The 8529-nt window shown below is 41.3% G+C and carries 14 protein-coding genes; all 14 read right to left on the reverse strand.

The genetic code is table 11. The features are described from left to right. Nucleotides 1-461 (reverse strand): energy-coupling factor transporter transmembrane component T family protein (locus KHB02_RS28855; protein ID WP_241114179.1); only part of this gene is annotated, 461 nt, incomplete at its 3' end. Continuing rightward, a complete protein-coding gene (locus KHB02_RS28860) occupies nucleotides 458-1327 on the reverse strand; it encodes an energy-coupling factor ABC transporter ATP-binding protein (RefSeq protein WP_213148256.1) in 870 nt (289 codons plus the stop codon). The genes KHB02_RS28860 and KHB02_RS28855, both read right to left, overlap by 4 nt. Beyond that, a complete protein-coding gene (locus tag KHB02_RS28865; protein WP_213148257.1) occupies nucleotides 1303-2142 on the reverse strand; it encodes an energy-coupling factor ABC transporter ATP-binding protein in 840 nt (279 codons plus the stop codon). The genes KHB02_RS28860 and KHB02_RS28865 overlap by 25 nt, the downstream gene beginning before the upstream one ends. A 355-nt stretch (nucleotides 2143-2497) precedes the next feature. Continuing rightward, entirely contained in the window at nucleotides 2498-2860 is a 363-nt protein-coding gene (gene rplQ / locus KHB02_RS28870; protein WP_213148258.1) for a 50S ribosomal protein L17, read from the reverse strand. A gap of 41 nt (nucleotides 2861-2901) precedes the next feature. Continuing rightward, nucleotides 2902-3846: a DNA-directed RNA polymerase subunit alpha gene (locus KHB02_RS28875; RefSeq protein ID WP_213148259.1), complete on the reverse strand. Its 945-nt coding sequence runs from the start codon at nucleotides 3844-3846 to the stop codon at nucleotides 2902-2904. 173 nt (nucleotides 3847-4019) lie between these two features. Then, a complete protein-coding gene (gene rpsK / locus KHB02_RS28880) occupies nucleotides 4020-4409 on the reverse strand; it encodes a 30S ribosomal protein S11 (RefSeq protein ID WP_046524788.1) in 390 nt (129 codons plus the stop codon). Between the two features lie 22 nt (nucleotides 4410-4431). Beyond that, nucleotides 4432-4797, reverse strand: coding sequence for a 30S ribosomal protein S13 (gene rpsM / locus KHB02_RS28885; RefSeq protein ID WP_213148260.1), 366 nt, complete (start codon nucleotides 4795-4797; stop codon nucleotides 4432-4434). Nucleotides 4798-4818: 21 nt separating this feature from the next. Then, nucleotides 4819-4932: a 50S ribosomal protein L36 gene (rpmJ, locus tag KHB02_RS28890; RefSeq protein WP_000868344.1), complete on the reverse strand. Its 114-nt coding sequence runs from the start codon at nucleotides 4930-4932 to the stop codon at nucleotides 4819-4821. A gap of 35 nt (nucleotides 4933-4967) precedes the next feature. Continuing rightward, nucleotides 4968-5186, reverse strand: a complete 219-nt coding sequence (infA, locus tag KHB02_RS28895; protein ID WP_007085268.1) for a translation initiation factor IF-1 — start codon at nucleotides 5184-5186, stop codon at nucleotides 4968-4970. A 282-nt stretch (nucleotides 5187-5468) separates the two neighbouring features. Continuing rightward, the gene (locus KHB02_RS28900) at nucleotides 5469-6119 is read right to left on the reverse strand and encodes an adenylate kinase (RefSeq protein WP_213121066.1); all 651 of its coding nucleotides are present in this window, start codon (nucleotides 6117-6119) and stop codon (nucleotides 5469-5471) included. 66 nt (nucleotides 6120-6185) lie between these two features. After that, a complete protein-coding gene (gene secY, locus KHB02_RS28905) occupies nucleotides 6186-7481 on the reverse strand; it encodes a preprotein translocase subunit SecY (RefSeq protein ID WP_213148261.1) in 1296 nt (431 codons plus the stop codon). Then, the gene (rplO, locus tag KHB02_RS28910) at nucleotides 7481-7921 is read right to left on the reverse strand and encodes a 50S ribosomal protein L15 (RefSeq protein WP_213148262.1); all 441 of its coding nucleotides are present in this window, start codon (nucleotides 7919-7921) and stop codon (nucleotides 7481-7483) included. The genes secY and rplO overlap by 1 nt, the downstream gene beginning before the upstream one ends. A 32-nt stretch (nucleotides 7922-7953) precedes the next feature. Continuing rightward, nucleotides 7954-8136, reverse strand: coding sequence for a 50S ribosomal protein L30 (rpmD, locus tag KHB02_RS28915; RefSeq protein WP_213148263.1), 183 nt, complete (start codon nucleotides 8134-8136; stop codon nucleotides 7954-7956). A 13-nt stretch (nucleotides 8137-8149) separates the two neighbouring features. Further along, nucleotides 8150-8529: 30S ribosomal protein S5 (gene rpsE / locus KHB02_RS28920; RefSeq protein ID WP_241114180.1), on the reverse strand; the 380-nt coding region annotated here is incomplete at its 5' end.

Consider the following 8529-nt stretch of genomic DNA (forward strand, 5'->3'; position numbering starts at 1 on the left):
ACAGGAAAGCGGACTTTTTTTAAAGGATTTAATAATGTTTCTAATCCATCCGTTATCTCAATCGGAGTCGTTGTTAACGTCAACAAGGAGGTCATTAAAATCAAAAAGAAAAATCGCAAAGAAATAAAAATTCCCATCTTGAGGCCTTCTTCGTAGATCTTCACGGGCCCCCAGTGAAAAATAAGACTGCCTCCTTTAGTAAAAAACAATTGCAGAATAAAGGTAAACAGGACAAGCCATATGATCGGCTTCAGACCGCCATATAAAAACCGAATAGGAATTTTGGATAATCCCAGCATTAAAAAAGTATATATACCAATAAGTGCATAAGTTAGACCATTGTTTGCCAAAAAGATTACACAAACAAACAAGAAAATAATAATTAGTTTGGAACGAGGGTCCATTTTATGAATAAGAGAATCAGCCGGTACATAGCGTCCAAAAATCATTTTTTCCATCATGAGCGGACACCTCTCTTTAAACGTTCTGAAATGGCAGCCGATAGCTCTTCAATGGAAAGGTAGATTTTATCCAGCTTACTGTCTAATTTTTCTTCAAGCTTCAGCTGAAAACGGACCACCTCAGGTACATCTAGTCCCATTTGAATTAATTCGGCAGTCTCTGAGAAAATCTCTTCTGGAGTGCCCTTTTTGGCGACCCGGCCCTGCTGCATGATGACGATTTGGTCAGCATACCTTGCCGCGTCCTCCATGCTGTGAGTGACAAGAATAGTTGAGAGGCCCCTCTCCTTATGAAGCGAATAAAACATATCCATAATCTCTTTTCGGCCGCGCGGGTCCAGACCAGCAGTAGGCTCGTCCAAAACGATGACATCAGGACCCATTGCCAATACCCCGGCAATCGCAACCCGCCGCATTTGTCCGCCAGAGAGATCGAATGGTGATTTTTCTAAGATTTCTTCACCGAGTCCAACCTGTTTTAAGGCAACTCGTGCCCTCTTTTTTGCCTCTGACTCGGAAACGCCAAAATTCATCGGGCCAAAAATAATATCCTTTTCCACTGTTTCCTCAAATAATTGATGCTCAGGGAATTGGAATACAATTCCGACCTTTTGCCGGACTGCCTTTAAATTTTTATTTTTTTGATGAGCCTTTATTTCCTGGCTGCCAATTAGCACCGTTCCTTCTGTCGGCTGCAAAAGAGCATTTAAATGCTGCAAAACAGTGGATTTACCTGAGCCGGTATGGCCGATTAAAGCGAGATAGGTTCCGGAAGGAATATCAATCGAAACCTCGGAAATAGCAAGTCTTTCAAATGGGGTATTAGCTTGATAACGGTACTCTACAGATTTAAGCGAGATGTCCATAACTCTGTCACCAACTCTTCTTCCGATAAATAATTCTTTGTAAACGTAAGACCCATTTGACGAAATGCCTTTGTCATTTTCACTGAGAATGGAATATCCAGCCCCAGTTCAATTAATTCCTCATCAAGTGAGAAGATTTCTTCGGGAGTACCCTCCCGGTAAACCTCTCCTTTATTCATCACAATAATTCGGTCTGCTTTCGCCGCCTCATCTAAATCATGCGTAATGGAAATGACCGTCAACTGTTTTTCTGCCTTTAAATCTCTAACCGTTGCTAAAACCTCTTCTCTTCCTCTAGGGTCCAGCATTGATGTTGCTTCGTCTAAAATAATGATTGCGGGTCGTAACGCCAGAACACCTGCTATCGCGACACGCTGCTTTTGACCGCCCGAGAGATGGTGGGGCTCTTGATATAGAAATTGATCCATCTTCACCTTTTTCAAGGCATCCTCAACACGATGAACCATTTCATTCCGTGGTACCCCCATATTTTCTAAACCAAAAGCCACATCATCTTGGACTGTGGTTCCGACGAATTGATTATCTGGATTTTGAAAGACCATTCCCAGTTGTTTTCGGATATCCCAGATTGTCTCTTCATTTAAAGGTAAACCGCAGACGGTTATTTCACCGGACTTAGGAAACTGCAGCCCATTAAGAAGCTTGGCCATCGTAGATTTACCGGAACCATTATGACCGACGATTGCCAGCCACTCACCTTCAAAAATATCAAATGTAACATTATTTAAAGCATACCGTTCCTGATCATCATATTGAAACGAAACTTCCCTCAAGCTGACGATTGACTTTTTCATCCTGCTCCCCCCTCGCCTCAACTCTGCTCATTTATTATAAAAAAGCCCATATATACAAAAAAAGCCTGCACCTCATCCCCAGGCAGGAACGATTTTCAACTGCCTTTACAAAACATTTCCAATTTGGAAATAGGAGGAGGTGCATGAGCTAGACGAGTCGCAAAAAAGATTACCAAAAGTTATTCTTTCCGGAAGCAAATGGAGCTTGCTTATTTCGCTCCAGCTAGTGGAGTCACGCTCATCGTAACGCTCTTTTTGGCTTGGTTCGTACATATATACTTGTTTTTACAGAAAAAGGGCACAGAACAAGTTTGTTCTTAAACTGTCCAATACCCTTGTTGTCTGTTAGAAAATATTAAACTAACTCGATAATAACCATTGGTGCACCATCACCGCGGCGTGGTCCAAGTTTCATAATGCGGGTATAGCCGCCTTGGCGCTCTTGGTAACGTGGAGCAATGTCAGTGAAAAGCTTTTGTAATGCATCTGTACCTGTTTCAGCATTTGCTACTTCGTTACGAACGTATGCAGCAGCTTGACGACGGGCATGTAGGTCACCGCGTTTGCCAAGAGTGATCATTTTCTCAACAGTTGAGCGAAGTTCTTTCGCGCGGGTTTCTGTTGTTTCAATGCGCTCGTTGATGATTAAATCAGTTGTTAAATCACGAAGCATAGCTTTACGCTGTGCGCTTGTGCGTCCTAACTTTCTGTATGCCATGAAGGGTTCCCTCCTTTTTGAAGTCGTTAAACGGATTTAGACTAGTCGTCTTTACGTAAGCCTAATCCAAGCTCTTCTAGTTTTGCCTTCACTTCTTCAAGTGATTTGCGGCCTAAATTACGTACCTTCATCATATCTTCTTCAGTCTTATTCGCTAATTCCTGAACAGTGTTGATGCCTGCACGCTTTAAGCAGTTATAAGAACGAACGGATAGATCGAGTTCTTCAATGGTCATTTCAAGAACTTTTTCTTTCTGATCTTCTTCTTTTTCAATCATGATTTCAGCATTTTGTGCTTCATCAGTAAGACCAACAAAGATGTTTAAATGCTCAGTCAAAATTTTCGAACCAAGTGCAATCGCTTCTTTTGGGCCAGTGCTTCCATCTGTCCAAACATCAAGCGTTAGCTTGTCATAGTTTGATAATTGACCAACACGAGTGTTTTCTACCTGATAAGAAACACGAGCAACAGGAGTGTAAATGGAATCAATCGGAATCACACCAATTGGCTGATCCTCTCTTTTGTTTTGATCAGCTGGCGTATATCCGCGACCGCGTTTAGCAGTCAAACGCATATGCAGATGTCCATTTGTAGATAATGTTGCAATATGAAGGTCTGGATTTAAAATCTCCACATCACTGTCATGCGTAATGTTGCCAGCCGTAACAGGTCCTTCACCTTGAACATCAATTTCAAGTGTCTTTTCTTCATCAGAATAGATTTTTAAAGCTAATTTTTTAATGTTTAAAATGATGGATGTTACATCCTCTACGACGCCTTCAATTGTTGAGAACTCATGAAGTACCCCATCGACCTGAATCGAAGTAACAGCGGCACCTGGGAGTGAAGATAATAGGATACGACGTAAGGAGTTACCCAAAGTGGTACCATATCCACGCTCAAGTGGCTCTACGACGAATTTGCCGTATTTGGCATTTTCGCTGATCTCAACCGTTTCGATTTTTGGTTTTTCTATTTCGATCATCCAATAACCCTCCTTCAAAACGTCGAAACCTCGATTAGAGTTCTAATCGAAATTCCCCCATGTATACGTTCCCGTTTTGTGCACAACAACTGGAATAAGAATTCTGTATAAAAGTCAATAAATTCATATCATATCCCATTATAGACAGATGATATAAATTCTATACAGAAAAATTACACACGACGGCGTTTTGGCGGACGGCATCCGTTATGTGGAACAGGAGTAACGTCTTTAATTGCCGTAACTTCAAGACCAGCAGCTTGAAGAGCACGAATAGCTGCTTCACGACCTGCACCAGGGCCTTTAACTGTTACCTCTAAAGTTTTCATACCATGTTCCATTGATGTTTTTGCTGCAGTTTCAGCTGCCATTTGCGCTGCGAATGGAGTAGATTTACGAGAACCTTTAAATCCAAGCGCACCTGCACTAGACCAAGAAATTGCATTTCCATGAACATCAGTGATGGTTACGATCGTATTGTTAAATGTTGAGCGGATATGAGCAACCCCAGCTTCAATATTCTTTTTAACACGACGCTTACGTGTATTAGTTTTACGAGCCATTTAATTTAACCTCCTTTGCCGATTACTTCTTCTTGTTCGCAACAGTCTTACGAGGACCTTTGCGTGTACGGGCGTTGTTTTTCGTATTTTGTCCACGAACCGGTAAGCCGCGACGATGACGCAATCCGCGGTAGCAGCCAATTTCCATTAAACGTTTAATGTTAAGTGAAATTTCACGGCGAAGGTCACCTTCAACCTTTAGCTTGTCAACGATATCACGGATTTTGTTTAATTCATCTTCAGTTAAATCACGTACACGAGTATCTTCAGAAACAGCAGCTTCTGTTAAGATTTTTTGTGCAGTTTTTTTGCCAATACCATAAATGTAAGTTAAAGAGATAACTACACGTTTTTCACGTGGAATATCTACACCAGCAATACGTGCCATATATGTGCACCTCCTTGTCGATTAACCTTGTTTTTGTTTATGTTTAGGGTTTTCACAGATAACCATTACTTTGCCGCGTCTGCGGATAACTTTGCACTTTTCGCAGATCGGTTTAACAGATGGTCTTACTTTCATTATCCTAACCTCCTTGAGTTTCGGAGTGCAAACAATTATTTGAAACGGTACGTAATTCTACCGCGCGTTAAGTCATATGGAGAAAGCTCAACAGTCACTTTGTCACCTGGCAAGATCCTGATAAAGTGCATGCGGATTTTCCCGGAAACGTGAGCCAGCACAGTATGACCATTTTCCAATTCTACCTTAAACATTGCATTTGGCAAAGTTTCAATGACTTTACCTTCAATTTCAATTACATCATCTTTGGCCACAGTCTCGTCCCCCTTCTCTTTAAAGAATTATCGTTCGTAAGACTAGTAATGTAAAGCGAGTCTTCTCGTTCGTACGCAGTTAGCAACCTTACAATTTTAACATATTGTTGTGTCTTTGTCCGCAAGTAATTTCTGCATAAAAGAAGAATAATTTCTTCAGTCATTCTTGCCCAACTCTCGGTTCTGCATACCCAGTACAATAGAAAAGCCAGTTACTTGCACATACAATTGAATTCTATGAGAGAAAAGCGAGAGTCGCGTGCCAATTGTGAATGATGAGCATTAACGAAGACCCCGCAAAAGTTCTTCAATATCAGCAAATACTTTGTTAATATCCTGCTGACCATCAAGAGTACGCAAGTACCCTTTCTCTTCATAAAAAGATAATAATGGTTCTTGCTGTTTGATATTGACATCTAATCTGTTTTGAACTGTTTCAGCGTTATCATCTGCTCTCTGATATAGCTCACCGCCGCAACGGTCGCATACACCCTCTTTTGCAGGAGGATTGAATACTAGATGATAGGTTGATCCACATTCCTTACAGATACGACGGCCAGTCAAACGCTCCATTAAAATGCTTTTATCAACATTTATATTGATTACATAGTCGATTTTTTTATTTAAATCTACTAGTAAGTTTTCTAATGCATCTGCTTGTGGTACTGTTCTAGGAAAGCCATCAAGTAAAAAGCCATTTTGACAGTCTTCTTTACTTAACCGTTCACGAACGATGCCGATTGTTACTTCATCAGGAACAAGCTCGCCTTTGTCCATGAAGGATTTAGCTTTTAAACCCAGTTCAGTTCCTTCCTTCATTGCTGCACGGAACATATCTCCAGTTGAGATATGAGGGATGCGGTATTGTTCAACAATTTTTTCAGCCTGAGTGCCCTTACCTGCACCAGGTAGCCCCATTAATACTAAATTCACACATATTCCCCCTCGTGCTATATGTGAGGTTTATTGGGGCCCATTAAAGGGTCCCGCAAAACCCTTTTATTTAATAAATCCTTTATAGTGACGTTTAACTAATTGTGCTTCAAGCTGCTTATACGTTTCAAGTGCAACACCGACGACGATCAGCAAGCTTGTTCCGCCAATTTGTGCCGATTGTGGCAGATTCGCAATTTTAATAAATAAAACTGGAAGTACTGCAATAATAGCAAGGAAAATGGCGCCGATAAAAGTCAACCGATATAGGACGCGTGTTAAATATTCCTGCGTGCTCTTACCAGGACGAATTCCAGGGATATAGCCGCTCTGCTTTTGTAAGTTTTCCGCTGCTTGTTCAGGGTTAACTTGAATAAAGGCATAAAAATAAGTAAACGCGATAATTAACGCTGCATAAAGTGTCATCCCGATTGGATGAGAATAATCAAACACTTTCATAATCCAAAGCGTTACATCATTCGTTGGGAAGAAGGATGCAATCGTTCTTGGCGTAACAATAAACGAAACGGCAAAGATTACAGGGATTACTCCAGCTGCGTTTACTTTTAATGGCATATGGGTAGACTGGCCGCCCACAGGATTACGTCCTACTGCCATCCGTTTCGCATATTGAATTGGAATTTTCCGAGTTGCCTGTTGGATGAAGATTACACCCACTACAATAGCAATAATTGCTACTGCAATTAGAACAACAGTCACGATACGTAGGAATAATTGCTCGCCTGCATTTTCAAACTGCTGAACATACATTTGATTTAAAACATTTGGTATTCCGGCAACAATACCTGCAAAGATGATGATAGAAATACCATTTCCAACACCTTTAGCAGTAACTTGCTCCCCTAACCACATTAAGAACGATGTACCGGCAGTCAGCACAACGGCAATTAATAAATACGTTCCAATTCCAGGGTTTTCAATCAATTGTCCTTGGGACAAATTGTTAAAGCCGTATGACATACCTAATGCTTGGATAAACCCAAGCACGACGGTAAAATATCGAGTGAATTGGGCAAGCTTCCGACGCCCTGCTTCACCTTGCTTTGACCACTCCGTAAACTTTGGAACAACGTCCATCTGCAGGAGCTGAATAATAATTGAAGCAGTGATGTAAGGCATAATCCCCATTGCAAAAATAGAGAATTGCTTTAATGCGCCTCCGCCGAATGTATTTAAAACACCGAAAACACTTAGCTTATCTTGTGCAGCTAGCGCTTCAGCATTTACATTCGGAACTGGAATGAAAGTGCCGATTCGAAATACGACTAACATTAAAAGGGTGAATATGATCTTTCGACGTATATCACCCACGCGCATAAAATTGGAGATTGTCTGGAACATTAGATCACCTCAGTAGTTCCACCGGCAGCTTCGATCGCTTCCTTAGCAGCAGAGGAGAATTTATGAGCTTTAACTGTAAGCTTTTTCTCTACGTTCCCTTTAGCAAGAATCTTGATTCCTGCTTTTTCGTTACTTACCACACCTGATTCGATAAGAAGTTCTGGAGTAACTTCTGTACCTTCTTCAAAGCGGTTCAATGCATCAAGATTAACTACGGCGTACTCTTTACGATTGAAATTGGTGAAACCGCGTTTTGGTAAACGACGGAATAATGGTGTTTGACCACCTTCAAAACCGATACGGACACCGCCGCCTGAACGAGCATTTTGTCCTTTATGACCTTTACCTGCAGTCTTACCTTGGCCAGAGCCGATACCACGGCCTAAACGCTTACGCTCATGACGAGAACCTTCGGTAGGCTTTAATTCATGAAGTTTCATATTGGCACCTCCTTATGAAAGAAAACAATGAATTATTGTTCTTTTACTGTTACAAGGTGAGCAACTTTAGTAATCATACCGCGAATAGCAGCGTTATCTTGATGCTCAACTGTTTGATTTAATTTACGTAAACCTAGCGCTTTAACTGTTTCGCGTTGGTCTTGTGAACGACCGATTACGCTGCGGCTGAGGGTAACTAAAAGTTTATTCGCCATTTGATTTCCCTCCTTATCCTAACAGTTCTTCTACTGATTTACCACGTAATTTTGCTACGTCTTCAGCACGTTTAAGTTGTTTTAATCCTTCTACAGTAGCACGTACCATGTTAATTGGTGTGTTAGTACCTAATGATTTAGATAGGATATCCTGAACACCTGCTAATTCTAGTACTGCACGAACAGGACCGCCGGCGATAACTCCAGTACCTTCAGAGGCAGGCTTTAGAAGTATTTCACCAGCACCAAAACGTCCAATTACTTGGTGAGGAACAGTTGTTCCAACCATTGGCACTTCTACTAGGTTTTTCTTTGCATCTTCGATTGCTTTGCGGATTGCATCAGGTACTTCCTGCGCTTTACCAGTACCGAAACCGACATGGCCGTTTTTAT

The sequence above is a fragment of the Neobacillus citreus genome, assembly GCF_018343545.2.
GTDB lineage: Bacteria > Bacillota > Bacilli > Bacillales > Cytobacillaceae > Neobacillus > Neobacillus citreus.

What these genes read in the sequence shown, in the direction of transcription:
- KHB02_RS28860 (WP_213148256.1), bottom strand. Translation starts at nt 1,327, where the DNA reads ATGGACATCTCGCTTAAATCTGTAGAGTACCGTTATCAAGCTAATACC.
- KHB02_RS28865 (WP_213148257.1), bottom strand. Translation starts at nt 2,142, where the DNA reads ATGAAAAAGTCAATCGTCAGCTTGAGGGAAGTTTCGTTTCAATATGAT.
- rplQ (WP_213148258.1), bottom strand. Translation starts at nt 2,860, where the DNA reads ATGGCATACAGAAAGTTAGGACGCACAAGCGCACAGCGTAAAGCTATG.
- KHB02_RS28875 (WP_213148259.1), bottom strand. Translation starts at nt 3,846, where the DNA reads ATGATCGAAATAGAAAAACCAAAAATCGAAACGGTTGAGATCAGCGAA.
- rpsK (WP_046524788.1), bottom strand. Translation starts at nt 4,409, where the DNA reads ATGGCTCGTAAAACTAATACACGTAAGCGTCGTGTTAAAAAGAATATT.
- rpsM (WP_213148260.1), bottom strand. Translation starts at nt 4,797, where the DNA reads ATGGCACGTATTGCTGGTGTAGATATTCCACGTGAAAAACGTGTAGTT.
- rpmJ (WP_000868344.1), bottom strand. Translation starts at nt 4,932, where the DNA reads ATGAAAGTAAGACCATCTGTTAAACCGATCTGCGAAAAGTGCAAAGTT.
- secY (WP_213148261.1), bottom strand. Translation starts at nt 7,481, where the DNA reads ATGTTCCAGACAATCTCCAATTTTATGCGCGTGGGTGATATACGTCGA.
- rplO (WP_213148262.1), bottom strand. Translation starts at nt 7,921, where the DNA reads ATGAAACTTCATGAATTAAAGCCTACCGAAGGTTCTCGTCATGAGCGT.
- rpmD (WP_213148263.1), bottom strand. Translation starts at nt 8,136, where the DNA reads ATGGCGAATAAACTTTTAGTTACCCTCAGCCGCAGCGTAATCGGTCGT.